26 protein-coding genes are annotated in these 17,369 nt (G+C 62.5%); 16 read left to right on the top strand and 10 right to left on the bottom strand.

Translation table 11 applies throughout. The features are described from left to right. Positions 1-50: 50 nt before the first annotated feature. Positions 51-203 (top strand): hypothetical protein, encoded by a 153-nt coding sequence (locus tag RO009_12680; protein MDT3685882.1) that lies wholly within the window; start codon positions 51-53, stop codon positions 201-203. 59 nt (positions 204-262) lie between these two features. On the opposite strand, the gene RO009_12675 is transcribed toward RO009_12680, so the two are convergent. After that, entirely contained in the window at positions 263-562 is a 300-nt protein-coding gene (locus RO009_12675) for a hypothetical protein (protein MDT3685881.1), read from the bottom strand. 246 nt (positions 563-808) lie between these two features. Continuing rightward, a complete protein-coding gene (locus RO009_12670) occupies positions 809-1,102 on the bottom strand; it encodes a hypothetical protein (protein MDT3685880.1) in 294 nt (97 codons plus the stop codon). 205 nt (positions 1,103-1,307) lie between these two features. On the opposite strand from RO009_12670, the gene RO009_12665 reads away from it, so the two are divergent. After that, positions 1,308-1,505, top strand: a complete 198-nt coding sequence (locus RO009_12665) for a hypothetical protein (GenBank protein ID MDT3685879.1) — start codon at positions 1,308-1,310, stop codon at positions 1,503-1,505. A gap of 303 nt (positions 1,506-1,808) precedes the next feature. On the opposite strand, the gene RO009_12660 is transcribed toward RO009_12665, so the two are convergent. Beyond that, positions 1,809-2,192, bottom strand: a complete 384-nt coding sequence (locus RO009_12660; protein ID MDT3685878.1) for a hypothetical protein — start codon at positions 2,190-2,192, stop codon at positions 1,809-1,811. 220 nt (positions 2,193-2,412) lie between these two features. Between RO009_12660 and RO009_12655 the strand changes: the two genes are divergently transcribed. After that, complete coding sequence (locus RO009_12655; GenBank protein ID MDT3685877.1) at positions 2,413-2,844, top strand: nuclear transport factor 2 family protein; 432 nt, start codon at positions 2,413-2,415, stop codon at positions 2,842-2,844. A 69-nt stretch (positions 2,845-2,913) separates the two neighbouring features. On the opposite strand, the gene RO009_12650 is transcribed toward RO009_12655, so the two are convergent. Beyond that, positions 2,914-3,429, bottom strand: coding sequence for a DUF2231 domain-containing protein (locus RO009_12650; GenBank protein ID MDT3685876.1), 516 nt, complete (start codon positions 3,427-3,429; stop codon positions 2,914-2,916). A gap of 281 nt (positions 3,430-3,710) precedes the next feature. On the opposite strand from RO009_12650, the gene RO009_12645 reads away from it, so the two are divergent. The 4 genes from RO009_12645 (at position 3,711) to RO009_12630 (ending at position 5,993) form a co-directional block, all read left to right on the top strand. After that, positions 3,711-4,163, top strand: coding sequence for a hypothetical protein (locus tag RO009_12645; protein MDT3685875.1), 453 nt, complete (start codon positions 3,711-3,713; stop codon positions 4,161-4,163). Between the two features lie 230 nt (positions 4,164-4,393). Beyond that, positions 4,394-4,531: a hypothetical protein gene (locus RO009_12640; protein ID MDT3685874.1), complete on the top strand. Its 138-nt coding sequence runs from the start codon at positions 4,394-4,396 to the stop codon at positions 4,529-4,531. Between the two features lie 138 nt (positions 4,532-4,669). After that, positions 4,670-4,924, top strand: a complete 255-nt coding sequence (locus RO009_12635; protein MDT3685873.1) for a hypothetical protein — start codon at positions 4,670-4,672, stop codon at positions 4,922-4,924. Between the two features lie 202 nt (positions 4,925-5,126). Further along, the gene (locus RO009_12630) at positions 5,127-5,993 is read left to right on the top strand and encodes a hypothetical protein (GenBank protein MDT3685872.1); all 867 of its coding nucleotides are present in this window, start codon (positions 5,127-5,129) and stop codon (positions 5,991-5,993) included. A gap of 58 nt (positions 5,994-6,051) precedes the next feature. On the opposite strand, the gene RO009_12625 is transcribed toward RO009_12630, so the two are convergent. From RO009_12625 to RO009_12610, 4 genes are all read right to left on the bottom strand, one after another. Next, the gene (locus tag RO009_12625; protein ID MDT3685871.1) at positions 6,052-6,423 is read right to left on the bottom strand and encodes a DUF1236 domain-containing protein; all 372 of its coding nucleotides are present in this window, start codon (positions 6,421-6,423) and stop codon (positions 6,052-6,054) included. Between the two features lie 26 nt (positions 6,424-6,449). Further along, positions 6,450-6,911, bottom strand: a complete 462-nt coding sequence (locus RO009_12620; GenBank protein MDT3685870.1) for a hypothetical protein — start codon at positions 6,909-6,911, stop codon at positions 6,450-6,452. 85 nt (positions 6,912-6,996) lie between these two features. Next, a complete protein-coding gene (locus tag RO009_12615) occupies positions 6,997-7,755 on the bottom strand; it encodes a DUF1236 domain-containing protein (protein ID MDT3685869.1) in 759 nt (252 codons plus the stop codon). A gap of 143 nt (positions 7,756-7,898) precedes the next feature. Beyond that, positions 7,899-8,498, bottom strand: coding sequence for a PaaI family thioesterase (locus RO009_12610; GenBank protein ID MDT3685868.1), 600 nt, complete (start codon positions 8,496-8,498; stop codon positions 7,899-7,901). A 117-nt stretch (positions 8,499-8,615) separates the two neighbouring features. Between RO009_12610 and RO009_12605 the strand changes: the two genes are divergently transcribed. Continuing rightward, positions 8,616-9,080 (top strand): hypothetical protein, encoded by a 465-nt coding sequence (locus RO009_12605; protein MDT3685867.1) that lies wholly within the window; start codon positions 8,616-8,618, stop codon positions 9,078-9,080. A 94-nt stretch (positions 9,081-9,174) separates the two neighbouring features. Beyond that, the gene (locus RO009_12600) at positions 9,175-9,927 is read left to right on the top strand and encodes a ribonuclease T2 (GenBank protein MDT3685866.1); all 753 of its coding nucleotides are present in this window, start codon (positions 9,175-9,177) and stop codon (positions 9,925-9,927) included. A gap of 142 nt (positions 9,928-10,069) precedes the next feature. On the opposite strand, the gene RO009_12595 is transcribed toward RO009_12600, so the two are convergent. Beyond that, entirely contained in the window at positions 10,070-10,300 is a 231-nt protein-coding gene (locus RO009_12595; GenBank protein MDT3685865.1) for a hypothetical protein, read from the bottom strand. Positions 10,301-10,507: 207 nt separating this feature from the next. On the opposite strand from RO009_12595, the gene rlmJ reads away from it, so the two are divergent. The 3 genes from rlmJ (at position 10,508) to RO009_12580 (ending at position 12,501) form a co-directional block, all read left to right on the top strand. Continuing rightward, a complete protein-coding gene (gene rlmJ / locus RO009_12590) occupies positions 10,508-11,356 on the top strand; it encodes a 23S rRNA (adenine(2030)-N(6))-methyltransferase RlmJ (protein MDT3685864.1) in 849 nt (282 codons plus the stop codon). 200 nt (positions 11,357-11,556) lie between these two features. Further along, positions 11,557-11,772 (top strand): cold-shock protein, encoded by a 216-nt coding sequence (locus RO009_12585; protein MDT3685863.1) that lies wholly within the window; start codon positions 11,557-11,559, stop codon positions 11,770-11,772. A 117-nt stretch (positions 11,773-11,889) separates the two neighbouring features. After that, positions 11,890-12,501 carry a glutathione S-transferase family protein gene (locus RO009_12580; GenBank protein MDT3685862.1) on the top strand — a complete coding sequence of 204 codons (612 nt, stop codon included), beginning with the start codon at positions 11,890-11,892 and terminating at the stop codon, positions 12,499-12,501. Positions 12,502-12,781: 280 nt separating this feature from the next. On the opposite strand, the gene RO009_12575 is transcribed toward RO009_12580, so the two are convergent. Further along, positions 12,782-13,408, bottom strand: a complete 627-nt coding sequence (locus tag RO009_12575; GenBank protein ID MDT3685861.1) for a porin family protein — start codon at positions 13,406-13,408, stop codon at positions 12,782-12,784. A gap of 332 nt (positions 13,409-13,740) precedes the next feature. Between RO009_12575 and uvrC the strand changes: the two genes are divergently transcribed. The 4 genes from uvrC to moaE all read left to right on the top strand — a co-directional run bounded on the left by uvrC (position 13,741) and on the right by moaE (position 17,354). Further along, the gene (uvrC, locus tag RO009_12570; protein ID MDT3685860.1) at positions 13,741-15,729 is read left to right on the top strand and encodes an excinuclease ABC subunit UvrC; all 1,989 of its coding nucleotides are present in this window, start codon (positions 13,741-13,743) and stop codon (positions 15,727-15,729) included. A gap of 112 nt (positions 15,730-15,841) precedes the next feature. Next, positions 15,842-16,498, top strand: coding sequence for a CDP-diacylglycerol--glycerol-3-phosphate 3-phosphatidyltransferase (pgsA, locus tag RO009_12565; protein ID MDT3685859.1), 657 nt, complete (start codon positions 15,842-15,844; stop codon positions 16,496-16,498). A 3-nt stretch (positions 16,499-16,501) separates the two neighbouring features. Continuing rightward, the gene (gene moaD / locus RO009_12560) at positions 16,502-16,753 is read left to right on the top strand and encodes a molybdopterin converting factor subunit 1 (protein ID MDT3685858.1); all 252 of its coding nucleotides are present in this window, start codon (positions 16,502-16,504) and stop codon (positions 16,751-16,753) included. A gap of 121 nt (positions 16,754-16,874) precedes the next feature. Then, entirely contained in the window at positions 16,875-17,354 is a 480-nt protein-coding gene (moaE, locus tag RO009_12555; GenBank protein MDT3685857.1) for a molybdopterin synthase catalytic subunit MoaE, read from the top strand. Positions 17,355-17,369: the final 15 nt, after the last annotated feature.

Below are 17,369 nucleotides of genomic sequence, written 5' to 3'. Positions count from 1 at the left end.
TCATCCCTCACCAAGGTGCGGCCCGCACCGGGAGATGACAGGAGGATGTCATGGGGAAAAGCCACGACCGGCCCGGCAAGGAAAAGAAGAAGCCGAAAGCCGACAAGGACAAGCCGAAGCACGTTTCAGCCTACAAGGCCGCACAGAACCTGAACTCGTCGCAGGGACATTCTGCGAGCAACACGTTCGAGAAGAAGAACTGACGGCCAGGAACCTGCCGGGTTGCGCCCGCCGGGACGAGCGGGCGCAGAGGCGGAGGATTTCAACTCGCCTGCGCGCGGCGCTGCAGCGGATAGGCCGCGTCGTCATAGAGCGCGCGGATTTCCAGGTGGCCGAAACGGACCTCGTTCACCTCCAGCGTCGCGCCGAGAAGGCCGCTCGCCGGCAACACCTCGATGGCATAGCGCAGGGCCTCGGCGGCGCTGTTGAAGCGCTTGTAGGCGACCGGGCCGCGGGTGCGGCGGCTGCGGCTGGGGAATAATTCAGCGGGGGCGTTGTAATTGAAATCAGCGGTTCGGCGCGAAGCGGCGGGACGCTGGACGGCGGCGGTCTGCTGCGACATTCGAATTCTCCTTCTTCGTGCAAGCTCACACACGCGACGCCTGCGAAAACAACAAAAGGCCGCCTCGCGCGGCCCTCTCAGCCCTCCCGGATACCGCTCTTATATGGGGTGGCATCGCGTCAAAAGCGAGGCCCAAAGGCCGGTTTCTGGCCGCAAAAGCGGGGTTTTCGCCGCCTTTCCGGGCCCCTGCATAGCAAAATGGCCCCGTTTCCGGGGCCATTCCTGCGATTGTCGTGAACGCGCCGTTTACCAGCGGCAAATGCGCACCCAGCCGCGATGGGGCCGCCAGACCGAGCGGCAGCGGGGGCCGTAGAAGCGCGGCCCATACCAGTGGCGATGGCCGCGCCAGTAACGATCGCCGCGCCAGTGCCGGTGACCGCGCCAGTGCCGGCGATAAGAGCTGAACTCGTCCGCCTGCTTGGAAGAAGCGGGCACCACCCGCTCCATCGGAACGCTTCCTGACGCTGAGCCTGCTGCATAGGCGGGCGCGGTGACAGCCAGCGCGCCGATCGCAGCGACGATGAAAGCCAGTTTACGCATGTCGTCTCCTCACGTTGGTGGGCCCTCCCACTCAGGAGAATCCTACGCGAGGAATTGCGGCAGCGACGTGTGTTACAGGAATTTCACGTTGATAAACAAATGTTTAGCTAACCGTCTGTTCATCTGTGAACCATTTTCGCCGGGGCGGCGACCAAAGGGCTCGCACCCCGTTCGGGGCGCATCATCACACATGGAGAGAAATACGATGTCGATCATCAAGACTGCCTTGACCGCTGCTGCCCTCACGCTCGTCGCGGTGTCCGCCAATGCGCAGACCTATACGGCCCCGGTCAGCAAGCCGGTGATCAGCCAGGACGCGCGCACCGCGCATGGCTCGACCGTGATCGTGAAGGAAAAGGCGCCGTTCAGCCGTGAATCGCTCGAGCGCTTCACCTCGAACTAAGCCTGTTTCAGAGAATGCCGGCAGGCCAGACCTGCCGGCATTTCCAATTTCGTTCCCCCTCGCCAGCCTGCACGAGGCCATCGTATATCGCTCAGCGGTGCAGCAAATTCGGGTTACCTCCTCCTGAAAGGGGGTCGATTTGCGAAAGCAAATCGGATGGGGGGCACTGCACGCGGCGCACGACTGAGGGGCAAGAAGAAATCACGCCGACCCCACCGGCGCTTCGCGCCGACGTTTCAGGGTGAGGTCGCAGTCGCGGTGCGGTCAAACCTGATGCGATTGCCCTACACCAAAAATGAAGCGCTACCGGCTCATGCCGCTGCCGACGCCGGTCGTGCCGCGCAGCGGCTCGTCCGGCAGCTTGCGCGCCTGATCGGCGATTTCCAGACAGGTCAGCAACTCGATGTAGCTCGGAATGCCGCCGGCCGAGGTCGAGCGGACGCAGCTGGCGCGGTGCTCGCTGGTGAATTTCGACCAGTCCTCTTTCAGCTTGTCGCGGGCCTCGTGCTCCTTGGTCAGGCAGGTTTTGCGGATCTCCTGCATCGTCGGCAGCTGACCGTCGGCCTTCGGGACTGCGACCTGCGCCGAGCCCCGGCAGCTCGGCTCAACATTGAGGGCCGGCACATTGTCCGCAACGGCGATGACCAGATGACCGGCAAGCGCCAGCGTTAACGGATCGATAATCATCGGGGACCTCCAGGTCTGCGAGTTAACGCCGCCACCGCAAACCGGTTTCCGCCGCGGTCTTGCTGCTATGCAGCATGGAATTATTGCTATGCAGCAATTTTGATTCAAATTCGCACGCATTTGTTGTAGGCGCTTCACAAATTCGCGGTGCGGCGGCACATCCGGGACAACGATGTCCGGGGGCATAGGGCCGTCCGAAAATCATTTCCCGGAGTCAGGTATGTCTCAAGAAGCCGCGCGTGGCTTTGTCCACGCCTTTTGCGACGCCATGACGTCGCGCGATCCCGGGCGCCTTGCGCCCTTTCTGGACGACGAAATCGAATGGATGGTGTTCGGTCCTGTCGACCTGTTTCCTTTTTTTGGGCAGCGCAAAGGCAAGGCTGCGGTGCTCGCGATGTTGCGCGAGCTCATGTCGGTTCTGCAGTTGCGCCGATGTGAACATGAAGGCCTGCTCGGCGATGGCGACAATGCCGCCGCGCTGATCAGGATCAGCGCGCTCGACCTGAGCACCGGCCGTGTGCTGAGCCTGCGCCTTGCCAAATTTGCAACATTCCGCGAGCGCCGGCTGGTCTCGCTCAAGGCGATATTCGACAGCTTCGATGTGGCCGAACAGGCAATGGGGCGGCCGTTCGATCTCACGCGCGCGGCGTAATGCAGATCCGCTGATCTGCATGAGCAGCGCAAAGTTTCAGAGGCTAGTCAGAATCTCCGATGAAATTCCTCACGCGTGCAGCCGGCCTGATGTTCCCGCCCCCGAAGCCGGTTCGGCCGGCGCCTCCGGATGCATGCCAATCCGGTGATGATAAACAAGTTCTCCGCCCTTCCAGCCGGTAAAGAGCAGAAGCGCCGCGATGACGGCAGAGAGCAAGAGACCCCACGGCATCACGCCTTCCGCCGCGCCATAACTGTAGCGGATCAAGAAACTGATCAAGGCCAGAACAACCACAATCACATTGCCAATCATGTGCTGCCATGCATCGCTCATCGCCCTGATCCGGCGATTGCCCAGGAAATCGGTGAGGCCTGCCCCCGCCGCGAGTGCGGCGGTGAGAATCGCGGCACCCAGCGCCCAGATCGCCGCTTGCGCCCAGAAGACTCCACCTGTGAACCAATAGGCCAGATCACAGGCAAAAGTTGCGATGAACAGCGCGATCGGAAATGGAACCAGCATGGGATGAATCGGATGGCTGGCGAGTTTGGCCGTCGTTGCCACCCCTCGCGAATCAACGTGTGTCATGGTGCAACTCCACGGTTTTCTCTGAACTTGTGAGAACTTAATCCGGCGGCGAGCGCGGTTGTTCCGGCGCCACTGCGGGGGAAGCTGTGGCTTGCGGCGCGCGGATACGCTGCAGCGCCGCGCAAATATTAGGCGGGAGTTAACGCTGGAGATTGTGGCGGTATCGCGGGCCAAAATCGCCGCATTCGGGCCGTTCGTCCGACAACATCCCGTGCCGCAATCGCTCTCCTTGGGGACAGCCGCCTGCCAGCCACGCGGCGCATCATGGAAGGAGCGTAAGCATGACCGCACTTCGACCTGACCGGCCTGCGTCTGACCGGCCTGTGTCTGACCGGCCAACCACCGACCGACCGGCTTCCGACCGTCCGGTTCCGGAAAGGCTGGGTGACATCGCGCAATCGTCGCCGGAATTCGAAGGACAGATTCGCGAATTCATTCGCCGCGACGTCACCGGACGGCGCCGTCCGCGCGAGGAAACCGGCGATCCGGCCGTTGAAAACGTCAATCTCCTGATCGAGCGCGTGTCCGGACAGACGGTTGCGGAAATCGATCGGGTCATGAGCGAGTTGAGCAATATGCGCGACATGCTCCGCCGCGAAGGCGAGCGCGTGCAACGTGAACTCACCGGTTATGCCGGGTTGAGCCAATCGGCTATGATGTCGATGAAGATCATCAGCGAGAGCTTGGCGCAGTGGAAGCCGGGCGCACTCATCGTGCCGTCTGACGCGAGCTGACAAGTATCGGGCGCCGTTCGGTTCGGGCGGCGCCCTTTTGGATTCTTGGGCGACGCCCATTCGGATTTTGGGGTGGCACCCATTGGGATTGAGGCGTCAATCCGCAGTGCATAGCTGGCATACAGGTATTTTTATACCATAACCGCGATGGTATTTTCGTCTACACGACCGGCCTCGAAGCTTTCTGCTTCGGTCACGAACGCGATGTTGTGTTGTGTAGGACTTTTGGAATGGTGAATTTTCAACAAGGCGAGGGCGCAGCGCCGATGTCGACGAGCCGCCCCATTCTGTCTCCCTCATTCCTGCTGATTGGCGCGGCGATCCTCGCGGTTGTGCTGCTGCTTACCTTCCGCCTGATGTCCGCCTGATCCTCACGCGCGCGTGACGCCGGCGTGAAAAATTCTCACCGGCGATTGAAAGGCACCTGCGAAACAATTCGGTCTCAGACCCGAACCTGTCTGCGAGACGCCTCATCGGGAGACGTTCTTGCAACAGAGGAACAGACCATGTCGCTCATCAAGTCCGCATTCTTTGCCGCGTCCTTCGCCATCATCGGCATGGCGTCGGCAACCGCCCAGACCTATGATTCCAGCCGCATCGAAGCGATGCGCAATTACGAATGGTCGGCACAAACTTCCCGCGGATGGTCGGCGCAAAATTCCGTCTCCAGGGAAGCCCGCCGCGCACGCGCCGAGGCGGTGACCTCGCCGCGCCAGGCGGCTCCGTTCAGCCGCATGTCGCTGGAAAGCCTGACCTGGTAAGTGCCGGAGCATCTGCGCACGATAATGCCGGCAGCCGCCAACGCTGCCGGCATTTTCTGCGAGCGCTTCCGCGCAGCAAGGCCCGGTTAGGCACGCAGCAAGTCCGTTAAGGACTTCGTCAAACAAACGCCATCTCGGCGTGCAGGTATCCCGCCCTTCCCTCAAGGCACAGCCGAACCTCGGTCGGCGGAGAAATTGCGAGATGTCTTTCCCGGTTGACAGACGCCTGGTGCTTGTCTGTGCAGTGGCGCTCACCGCTCTATCAGGTGCCGCCTATGCGCAGTCGGACGCACCGCCGCCGGAAACCGAACCGCTCGATCTGAGCAAGCTCGACCCGACAATCGACTGGAGCGTGCTCAACACGGATGCGAGTTCGCTCGTCGGAACGCCGTCTCACGGCAGGACGATCACCATCGTGCCGACGGCCCAGCAGAGCCTGACCAAATGGAACCGCAGGGAAAACCGCGACGGTTCGACCGCCGTCACCGTGAACCGCCGGTTGCCGACCGCCTGGGACACCAAGGTCGGCGTCGACTTCGGACTTGCTCCGGCGCCGTCACCGCTGATGACGCCGGACCGTCTGATCGCGGGAACATCGGCAAGTCAGTCGAACGGCGTCGCCTGGGTGAACACGACGGCGCCCGGGCTCAATCTTCCCATCGGCTGGGACAAGACCTCGATCGACGCGCGTTTCGATCCGGTTCAGGACCAGGGCAAACTGGGCACGCGCTTCAGCAAATCCTTGCCGCTCAATGACGACCTGTCGGTCACGATGGAAAGCGGGTTCGCGGTGACGCATTTGCGCAGCCAGCCGCTGCCTAACGATCTTTCCGGCGGCGAGCCCCTCAATGTGTTCGACACCGAGCGCCTGGCAAAGCTGAACTTTCTCGCCACCGGCACAAGCTTCGGCGCCGGCAGCCGCAAGTCGAGCGTCGACGATGTCTGGCTGAATTCGCTCCGCGCCGAACAGAAATTGCTCGGCGGTGTCAGCATCACCGGGACAGTCAGCGAAACGCTGGAAGGCGACACCAACAAGAGCCTGACTGCCGGGTTCAAGCGAACCTGGTGAGCTGCGCTATTTCATCGCCTCGCCGGCTGGCGCTATTTCATCGCCTCGCCGGCTGGCGCTATTTCATCCCCTCGTCGCGGGTGACGATGTCGACGATCCTGCGCTTGGCGGGATCGACGATCAGCACCGACCGCGCACCCTGCACAACCGCGAATTTGAAATCGCGCAGGACGCCGATCTCGTCCTTCACGTGCACCGGCATCTCGTTGAGCATCAGCGAGTCCGGAATCGGCGCGCCGAGCGATACCTGATCCTCCGGCACCCGCTGCTGCCGCTCACCCGATGTGTTTTCGTAGATCAGTTTTTTCTGCACCGGCGTCAGGCCGATGCCCTTCACGCCCGGTGCCGCTTCGCCGGGAACGCCTGCGGACTGGGCCTGTGCCGTCATCACCGACATCGCCACGACGGCTGCTGTCAGAAGCAAACGCAAGTTTCTCTCTCCCCAAACATTCCACTCTACTCGATCACCGCGACCACAACCGGCAAATGCGGATCGACGATGGCAATCTTGTCGCCAAGCTTGACGTAATTGTAGCGCTTCATCTGCGGGATTTTCTGCGCGAGGTTTTCGGGGACGGGCTTGACCGCCCGCGCATCGGGAATCTCCGTTCCCGCCGTCGGCGTGACATTCGAGGAACCGCCTCCCTTTTCCGCCGCCAGCGCGTCGCGGATCTGCTGCTTCTGCTCGTCCGTGAAATTGAAGGTATGCGCGAGGATCGGCAGCCGGTCCCGCTCGGCAGCAGCCGTATTATGCACCGCCGCGTCTTGCGGCGACGGCACCACTTGGCCGGCGAGCGCTGGCCGATCGGCCGGCGCCACGCCGGTGGTTGCTCCGCTCTGCGCTGACGCGACAGTCACTCCCGCCAGCATTATCCCCGCCAGCATGACCGTGATGGCGGAATTGCGAAGTAATCGCATGGGTCGCTCCGTTCTGCCCCGCCAGCGAATGACGGAACCCAACGCAAGGCCACGCGAAAAGTTCGGTCGCCGAATCCGCCAGGCCCTAGCGGTAAAGCTCGGTCATGACCACACCGTCATCCGGATCAACCAGATAGACGCGATCCTCGATCAGCGCATAACGGTATTGCCCGATCGTCGGAGCTGCCGCCACGGCGGAGGCCGGGATGTCATAGAGCGGCACGTTGCGCGGAACGCGCGCACCCACCACGAGTTCAACCCGCTCGGCCGGCACGGCGACGCCGGTAGTTTCAGTCACAACGCGCCGGCTCGCCGGCGGCACCACGATATCGTCGCCGTCATCATCGATCGTCACCAGCGGCTCGGGCGCTCGCATCACGATCCGCTCGCTGACAACCGGAGCGCGTCGCGCCGGCTCGGTGACCACGACATTGCGTTGCACCGGACGGTCAACAATGGTGCGGTAGACAAACGCGCGTTCGGCTTCGGTCAGTTCAAGCGGCGCATCCGTCACGACCCGGCGCGGCGCCGGCGCCACAATGCGCTCGCGAACAGGCGCCGGGCTTGTCACGATGCGCTCATGCGTCGTGGTGCGAACGGTACCGCGCGGCGCGGCTCTGGTCGTCGTTGCCCTCGTCGTCGCCTTGCGGCCCGGTGTTGCCTTCCAATCGCTTTTCGCCTTGCGCGCCGGCGCGATGCTTTCGCGCACGATGGTGCGCTCCACGCTTGTGCTTGGCGCCTGCGTGGATTCCTGAATGATCGTCTGCGCTGTCGCGGGCACCAAACCTGTGCACAACAGGGCCATCACGGCGGGAATGGCGGGAAATCCGATTGCATGTCTCATGTGGCTCTCCAAACGGTGACATCGAAAAAAACGCGCCGCCAAGGTCCGCCGTTCCGCGATGCAGCGGGACGAGGATCACAAGAGGTTTCGCTTTCTTACGAAGCGGCGCTGCAAGTTCCGCCTGAATCGGATGTCTTCTTGAATCAGACGATGGCGTAACTGCCCGCCACCATGCCGACCGGCTGATCGTCGGCGGTGCTGATCAGCGTCACGCGCGCGAAGATCGTCGTCGGTCCGACCCCGGCAATGCGCGCTTCCGCCAGCACGTCGCATTTGGCCGGACGCACGAATTGCATCATGTGATCGATCGCGCGCATCGGACGATAGCCGTTCCAGGCCGCCGCGCAGGCGAACATCATCGCCGTGTCGGCGAGCGCCATCAGCGCCGGCGCACCGACAGCGTCCTGCACGCGGCAGGATTTCTGCGCATAGGGCAGCCGCAGCACGGCGCGCGGCTGCCACTCGGCATTGGCGCCGGCGGGCCGCGTCGCTTCGATGACTTCGATCAGCAATCCGAGGTCCTGGATCCAGGGCGCGACCACATTCAGCATGAGGCGGCTCGCCGCCTGCAGCCCGAAACTGCCCTGCACCGGAGCAAGTCGGATGGCCTGCGCCACCATGCCGTCGACCCCTGCCGATCCGCGCATGGCGCGCGAATCACCCTGGATCAGCTTAGGGCCTGCAAAGCGCGGCGCCAGCGCCCCGGAATCGCTTGCGGAGTCCGCCGCGAAAAAACTGTGCACAGGCGGCTGCACCCGGAGGTGTGGCCGCTCCGGCGCACCGCCGGGGTTTCTGCCGCGCGGCCTTGACCGCGGCCACGGCGCGCGGCACGGTCCCTGCGAGGCACGGGGATTTTGCACATGTTCGCTCGTCATTCGCGCATCGCGCTTTTGCTGATGGCGGGGCTGGTTACGGTCTGCATGGAGACCGTTCCCGCGCGGGCCGCCAACTGGTTCGAAATGAATTTTTGGCTGAGCGGGCCGCGCTATTCAGGCCGGCTGCCGGCCTGTGAAGACCCGATAGCACTGGGCGAGATCCAGAGCCGTTTCGCTGCCAAGGAGCGGCGATTCTGGCAGTCCGGGCTGCAGCTTGTCGCCTTCGACCGCATCCGTGAGACCGGCTTCCGGCCGTGGTCACACGACACCATCCCGCGCCGCTTCTGCTCCGGGCGGGTACAGGCATCCGACGGCGTCTGGCGGCCGGTGCATTATTTCATCGCCGAAGACCAGGGCATGATCGGCGCAACCTGGGGCGTGGATTGGTGCGTGGTCGGACTCGACCGCAACTGGGCCAACAGCCCGGTCTGCCGGATGGCGCAGCCCTGATTTTTGATCCCGCTTCATTTTTGTTTTGTTCTTGTCTTGTTCTACCTATGCGGGTAAGCTCTCGACGTTGCAACGCGCGTTGAGGGGGCATCCCATGTTCCACACTGCTTATGTTCACGTTGCCTACCGTCTGGCGGCGGCTGCCGCCGTCACGCTCATCCTGACGATTTCAGCCTTTTCGCAGGACCGGCCGCCGCAGGGCCAGTCGGCGCAGCGCGCCGGCGACCGCCCTTCAGCGCAAGGCGCATCCAGCCGCAACCAGCCCGGCCATTTCGATTTCTATGTCCTTGCCCTGTCCTGGTCGCCGTCCTTCTGCGAGGCCGCGCGCGAGCGCAATCCCGAACGGGTGCCGCAGCAGCAATGTGCCGCCCGCCCCTATTCCTTCGTGGTGCACGGTCTGTGGCCGCAGCGCGAGACCGACTTTCCGCGCGACTGCCAGGTGCCGGCCCCGCGGCTCAACCGCGGCATAGTCGATTCCATGCTCGACATCATGCCGTCGCCGCGGCTGGTGTTTAACCAATGGGATCGGCACGGCACCTGCTCCGGTCTCAACGCGCAGGTTTATTTCGACAATGTGCGCAAGGCGCGCGAGATCACAATCATCCCGCCGCAATTCCACGACGTGGAGTCCAATCTCACCGTCACGCCGGACGAAGTGGAGCAGGCCTTTGTCGCCGCCAACCCCGGCCTGTCGCGCGCAGCGATTGCCGTCACCTGCGACCAGCGCCGCCTGAGCGAGGTACGCATCTGCATGACCAAGGATTTGCGCTTCCGGGATTGCGGCGATGTGGATCGCCGTGCCTGCCGTCGTGACAAGCTGGTGATGCCGCCGGCGCGCGGCGGCTGATCGCGTCGCGCAAGATCGCCGAGACGCGCAGCAGCTGGAGCGTTTCCGGCGAAGTGGAAACCGGTTCGCAGTAGAAACCGCGATCAAATAGACGAATCTGGAGCATGATCCGATTCAGGCTGAACGGATCATGCTCTAATCCTTAGTCCTTACCACGCGCCTGCGCTTCCAGATGCGTCACGTAGCCCTTCACCACGGCGACGGCGCGGTCATCGTCGAATCTGGCAACTGCGCGATAGCTGTCGATGAAAATAGCGTTGACGTCGCGGTGGAAGCCCTGCAGCGCCGCGTCGAGCGCGGCCGGACGCGCCGCTTCAAGGCCCGGATGGCCGTAAGCGTAGATCAGGACCGCGGCAATCGCGCCTCGCAGCATGGTCGTCGCCCTGTTTGCTCGCCGCGTCTGCGGCCGGATCGCGGCGCTCCGGAAAAGCGCACGCTCGCAAACTTAAGAGCCGGTCCTGACTTTGCCGCTAAATGCAAGGCAGTAATTTTACCGATAAATCCGCACAATCCGCTCGCAATCCCGCAGCGACAGGGTTAACCGGGTTTTAATCACCCGCCGCACTACGCCGTCGATGTCATGAATTACCGCCACGCCTTTCACGCCGGAAATTTTGCCGATGTGGTCAAGCACGCGGTGTTGGCCCGGATCGTCGGCTATCTGCAGCAGAAAGACGCGCCGATCCGCATCATCGACACGCATGCCGGCGGCGGGCTTTACGATCTGCATGGCGAGGAGGCAAGCCGCAGCGGCGAATGGCGGGACGGCATTGCCCGCGTGGTCGACGCCCAATTCGATCCGGCCGCGCGCGATCTGATCGCGCCCTATCTCGACGCGGTGAAAAGCTTCAATCCCGGGCGGCTGAAAACCTATCCCGGCTCTCCGGCCTTGTTGCGAACATGGCTGCGCCGCAACGACCGGCTGATCGCCTGCGAACTCGAGCCGTCCGCCATCGCCGCGCTCAATCGCGCCCTCGGCGGCGACAACCGCTGCAAGGTGATCGAGATCGACGGCTGGACGGCGCTCACGGCCTATATCCCGCCGAAGGAGCGGCGCGGCCTGGTGCTGATCGATCCGCCTTTCGAGGAGCCGAATGAATATGCCCGCCTCGCCGCCGCCCTGGGCGAGGCCTGGCGCAAATGGCCGACCGGCACCTATCTCGCTTGGTATCCTGTCAAAGATCCGAAAGACGTCACCGGCTTTCTCAAGAAATTGCTGCAGCACGGCATCGAGAAAATGTTGCGGATGGAACTAATTGTTGCAGCGCCCACAGAAACCGCGCGCCTTCGCGGCACCGGTATGATCGCGATCAATCCGCCCTGGACGCTGGCGCGGGAGGTGAGCATCCTCCTGCCCGTCCTGGCGACGATCTTCGCTGGCGGAGCAGGCAGCACGATCGTTGCGCCGCTCCCATCACAAACTCGCTAGCTTCTGCGTCAGAACCCCTTTCCAGCAAGCCTGCGTTGGTGTTGACTTATGTTACTGGCTGACGTTCCGCCTCCTTCAGGGGGGCCGGCGGAGTGACTGAGGCTGTGAAAGGCTGACGCTTTCCCCGACTGTGAATGTAAGCCGAGCCGCCGCGCCGTGGGGGCAGGCGGCTTAGCAATTGCGGGAAGGGGAGTTCCTCAATGGCTCAAGCAGGAACCGTCAAGTTTTTCAACGGCGAGCGCGGCTACGGCTTTATCAAGCCGGACGATGGCGGACGCGATGTGTTCGTTCACATCACCGCAGTCGAGCAAGCTGGCTTGAAGTCACTGACGGAGGGTCAACGCATCACCTTCGATGTCGAGCCTGATAAGAAGGGCAAGGGACCGAAGGCCGTCAATCTCGTCATCACCGGCTGACGCCGGCGCCACGGATTGACCGCAGCGATCTGGGATGAAGCGGGCGCGGCAGCGCAAGCAGCCGCGCCCTTTCTTTTGTGCGCACGTCCATGAGCGCCGTTTCTGTGAGTGCAAGACATGATGATTCTACTTAGCGCGCCCGCCTCGCCATTCGGGCGCAAGATCAAGATTGCTGCCGCTCTGCTCGGGCTGTCCGACAAGATCACGATCGAGGTCACCGACACCAGCAAGGCGGAAGGTCCGCTGCGCACGCAAAATCCGCTCGGCAAGATTCCGACATTGATGCTGGAAGACGGCGCCGCCTTGTTCGATTCCCGCGTCATCCTCGAATATCTGGATCATCTCGCCGGCGGCGGCAAAATTCTTCCGCGCGATTCCAAGGCGCGCTTCGCGGCTTTGCGCCTGCAGGCGCTCTGCGACGGAATTCTCGATGCGTTGCTGCTGCAGGTTTATGAAAAACGTTATCGGCCGGAGGCGATCTGGCATCAGCCCTGGCTCGATTACCAGACCGAGAAGGTCATGCGCGCAATGGACGTGCTTGAGAAAAATCCGCCACGCATCGACGCATTGCCCGATGTCGGACAGATCACGCTCGCTTGCGCGCTTGGGTATCAGGACTTGCGTTTCGAAAGGCGCTGGCGCGAAAACTATTCGGCGCTGGTGCAATGGCTGGATAGTTTCGCGGTGCAGGTGCCGGCATTTGCTGCGACGAAGGTCGCACCAGGCTGAATCCAATACGCGCGTTTTCCGTTACACTTCAATCTGAACCGACTTCCGCTTCGCCGGAAAGCGCTCGATCTCCGTCATCCTGAGGTGCGAGCTGCGAAAACAGCGAGCCTCAAAGGATGATCGGCCGCTATCCGTCGAGGCTCGCTTTCTTCGATCGCTCGCACCTCGGGATGACGGCAAAGGTTTTGAACAATCTCGCCTGCAAAACAAAAGCCCCGGATCTTGCGGTCCGGGGCTTTTACCAAGTCCGACGTGTGGCGAAGAACTCAGAAGCGTAAACTCAGAAGCGATAATTGACGCCGAAACGCAACAGGCTGGTTTCGAGGCCGTTCTCCACCCCGGTCGCGGAATAGTAGCGATCAGCCAGATCGATCCAGAGATATTCGACCTTTGCGGTCCAGTTCGGCGTGAGGCCGACTTCCATGCCGGCACCGAGCGTATAGCCGTATTGCATCTTGTTCTCGGAGATGCCGAAGGCCTCGCCCTCGACTTTGCCATAGGCAAAGCCGCCGGTGACATAGAGCAGGATGTTGTTCATGGCGACGCCGCCGCGCGCGCGCAGGGTGCCGAACCACGGGTTGGAAAATTTCCACGGCGCGAAGGTGTCGTCGGCGCCCGAGGCCTGAATGTCGGCTTCCGCGCCATAGACGAACTGGCCCATTTGCCAATTGTAGCCGGCCTGCAGACCGCCGGCGATGCCAGTCGGCTCGGTTGGGTTGCCGGTGATCTCGCCCCACTGGAAGCCGAGATTGGCGCCGATATAGGGACCGACCCAGCTATAGGGGGGCGGCGGCGCATAAGGCGCCTTGTAATAGCCGCCGTTCAGATCGGCCGCGGTGGCAGCGCCGGTGGTCAGGGCCGTGACAAAGCCCCATGCGAGGCCGGCCCAGATCATCGTCTTCCTCATCACACTCACTCCTCGCACGCCACAGGTTCCGGCACGCAGACCTCACAACATCGCGGCGGCCCCTCCAGAACAGCGCCAATGCGCCACCTGCAGGGCCAAAAACCGACGTTTTCATGCGTAGGATTTATCGCAATGTTTAAGTTAAGCGTTCATGAATCGGTTAGAATTACGAAAGCTATTGCTAATGGCTCGTTTACTCTTGGCCAATTCCTTAAGAATACGTTGACTATACTGCATAGCGCGCAAAATTTGCGGCACAGGACGCCCCCGGCGGCGTCCGCCGCCGCCGGACTTGCATCAAAGCCGATACGTCGACATGTAGCTGCCATCCCATGAATGGCCGAAAGACAGATATCGAGCCCGAGATCGAGCTCCCGGAGGACGAGGACGAGTCGAGCCTGCCGGAGGCCGAAGACGCAACGTCCGGCACCGAGATCGACTTGAGCGAGGCGAAGGCCGGATCGCTCGCGGCCGGCCGCGCCGCCATTCTCGAACATACCCGCCACGCGCCGTCAGGACCCGGCGTCTACCGCATGATCGATGCGAATGGCGAGGTGCTCTATGTCGGCAAGGCCAAGAGCATCAGGAAGCGCATCATCGCCTATACGCGGCCGACAGGGCACGACACACGCATCACCCGCATGATCGCGGCGACCGCGGCGATGGAATTCGTCTCCACCCGCACCGAAACCGAAGCGCTGCTGCTGGAAGCCAACCTGATCAAGCGGCTGCGTCCGCGCTTCAACGTGCTGCTGCGCGACGACAAGTCGTTCCCTTACATCCTGATCACCAAGGATCATCCGGCGCCGCAGATACTGAAGCATCGGGGCGCGCGCACGCGGCCGGGAGATTATTACGGGCCGTTCGCCTCGGTCTGGGCGGTGAACCGCACCATCACGGCGCTGCAGCGCGCCTTCCTCATCCGTTCCTGTTCGGACGCGGTGTTCGAGAGCCGCACCCGGCCTTGCCTGCTGCATCAGATCAAGCGCTGCTCGGCCCCGTGCACGAATGAGGTCAGCCCGCAGGACTACGCCGAGTATGTGCGGGAAGCGCGCGAATTTCTGTCCGGAAGAAGCCGGAAAGTGAAGGAAGAGCTCGCGAAGGAGATGCAGAAAGCGTCGGAGCAACTCGATTTCGAGCGCGCTGCCGTCTATCGCGACCGCCTCGCCGCCTTTTCCGCGATCCAGTCGCAGCAGGGGATCAACCCGCGCGGCATTGAAGAAGCAGACGTTTTCGCCATCCACCAGGCCGGCGGCTTCAATTGCGTGCAGGTCTTTTTCTTCCGCACCGGCCAGAACTGGGGCAACCGCGCCTATTACCCGAAAGCCGACCGTTCCCTGTCATCTTCCGAGGTTCTCGGCTCTTTCATCACGCAGTTTTATGACGACAAGCCGTGCCCGCGGCTCATTCTTGTCTCGGAGGATATCGCGGATTGCGATCTTCTGGCCGAGGCTTTCACTACCAAGAGCGGCCACAAGGTGGATGTCAGTTGGCCGAAGCGCGGCGAGCGCAAGGATCTGGTCGATCACGCGCTTGCCAATGCGCGCGAGGCGCTGGCGCGCAAGCTGGCGGAGACATCCTCGCAGCAGAAACTGCTGACCGCGATGGCGGAAACATTCGGACTGCCCGCACCGCCGCGCCGCATCGAGGTCTATGACAACAGCCACATCCAGGGCAGCAATGCCGTCGGCGCGATGATCGTCGCCGGTCCGGACGGATTCCAGAAGAACCAGTATCGCAAATTCAATATCCGTTCGTCTGAACTGACGCCCGGCGACGATTTCGCTATGATGCGGCAAGTGTTGGAACGAAGGTTCAAGCGGCTGATCGGGGAGAATGCGGCCGAGACCGCATCCGGCGAGTCGCCCTGGCCGGATCTGGTGCTGATCGATGGCGGGCTTGGCCAACTCAATGCGGCGCGCGACATTTTGTCTGGACTTGGCGCGACCAATGTTCCGCTGGTCGGTATCGCCAAGGGCATGGATCGCGATTCCGGACGCGAAACCTTTTTCATTCCTGGGCGGACGCCGTTTCGTCTTCCGCCGCGCGATCCCCTGCTCTATTTCGTCGAACGGCTGCGCGACGAGGCGCATCGCTTCGCGGTGGGATCGCACCGGCAGCGCCGTAAAAAGGACATCCGGGAATCGGGATTGCAGGAGATTCCGGGGATCGGCCCCACCCGCAAGCGCGCATTGCTGCACCATTTCGGAACCCTGAAAGCGATCGAGCGGGCGTCACTTTCCGACCTAATCAAGGTTCCCGGCATCAATTCCGATACGGCGCAGCGAATTTACAATTATTTTCACGAACGTCCGAGTTGAATGCCGGCAACGCTCCGACCCCCCTGCCACTGGCGGCGAAAGGGCAGGGACAAATGCCGCACCGACGATTCGCCCGGTTGACGGGGCGGCGTCATGGGTGTTCGTTGCATCTATGAATTCAGTCACTACAGGCCGGGTTTCGGCGCACACCCTGTCGCTGCCGAACTTGCTGACCTACGCCCGCATCGCTGCGGTGCCGCTGGTCGTTGCCTGCATGTATTGGCAGGCGATCCTGCAGGGCGGCTTATGGCTGCGACTGGCGGCCTTGTTCATTTTCATCGCCGCCGGCGTGACTGATTTCTTCGACGGCTATTTCGCGCGGTCCTGGGGCCAGCAATCTAAGCTCGGGCGCATGCTCGATCCGATCGCCGACAAGCTCCTGGTATCGTCCTGCCTGCTGATGTTGGCTGCCGATGACACGATCAAGGGCTGGTCGCTGTTCGCGGCCATCATCATTCTCTGCCGTGAAATCCTGGTCTCCGGTCTGCGCGAATATCTGGCGGAATTGCGTGTCAGCGTGCCGGTGACGCAGCTCGCGAAATGGAAAACCGCCCTGCAGCTTGTCGCCATTGGATTTCTGCTCGGCGGCGAAGCCGTCGACCTCGCCTTGCCGCAATCGATCCTGGAATGGCGCTGGCGCTCGGGCGATGAATTGCTGCCGATCACGACAAGTATCGGTCTTGTCCTGCTCTGGATATCGGCGCTGCTGACGCTCTATACCGGCTGGGATTATTTCCGCGCCGGTCTGCGGCATCTGATTGAGGAATAGGCTGTGAAGGTTCTGTATTTCGCGTGGGTGCGTGAGCGTGTCGGCAAGGCGGAGGAAGACATTGCGCCGCCCGCCGACGTCACCACCGTGGCCGAGTTGGTGAATTGGCTCTCCCAGCGCGGCGAGGAATATGCCTACGCCTTCGAAAAGCCGAAAGTCATCCGCGCCGCCATCGACCGGATGCATGTGAAGCCGGACGCGGCCATTTCCGGGGCGCGCGAGATCGCATTCTTCCCGCCAATGACGGGAGGATGACTTTTTGTCTCGGCATGGCCGGGCTTGTCCCGGCCATCCACCTCCTGCTCTTTACAAGGCGTGGATGCCCGCGACGAGCGCGGGCATGACGGTGAAGAGCCAAGGCGATAGAATATACTTTATGACCACCACCATCCGCCTGCAGCGCGAGGATTTCGACGTGGCCGCCGAGGCCGCGGCATTGTCACGCGGACGCACCGATATCGGCGCCGTCGTCACCTTCACCGGCATCTGCCGGGATCACGAAGGCGGGCACGATGTGTCGGCGATGACGCTGGAGCATTATCCGGGCATGGCCGAGGATGAAATCGCGCGTCACGTCGAAGACGCCAAGGCACGCTGGCCGCTGCTTGGCGTCACCGTCATTCATCGCTACGGACGCATGCTGCCCGGCGACAATATCGTTCTGGTCGTCACCGCCTCGGCGCACCGGCAGGCGGCTTTCGCGGCGGCCGATTTCCTGATGGATTATCTGAAGACGCGCGCGCCATTCTGGAAACTGGAAGAGCGCCCTGCCGGCACCAACTGGGTCGAGGCCAAGGACAGCGATGACACGGCGGCCGCGCGCTGGCAGACCCGCAGCGACGCGGCGGCGGAGTAACGGCGGCAGGTCAGA

It is taken from the genome of Pseudorhodoplanes sp. (assembly GCA_032027085.1).
Classification (GTDB): domain Bacteria; phylum Pseudomonadota; class Alphaproteobacteria; order Rhizobiales; family Xanthobacteraceae; genus Pseudorhodoplanes.
This window is presented reverse-complemented; position numbering and strand designations above follow the sequence as displayed.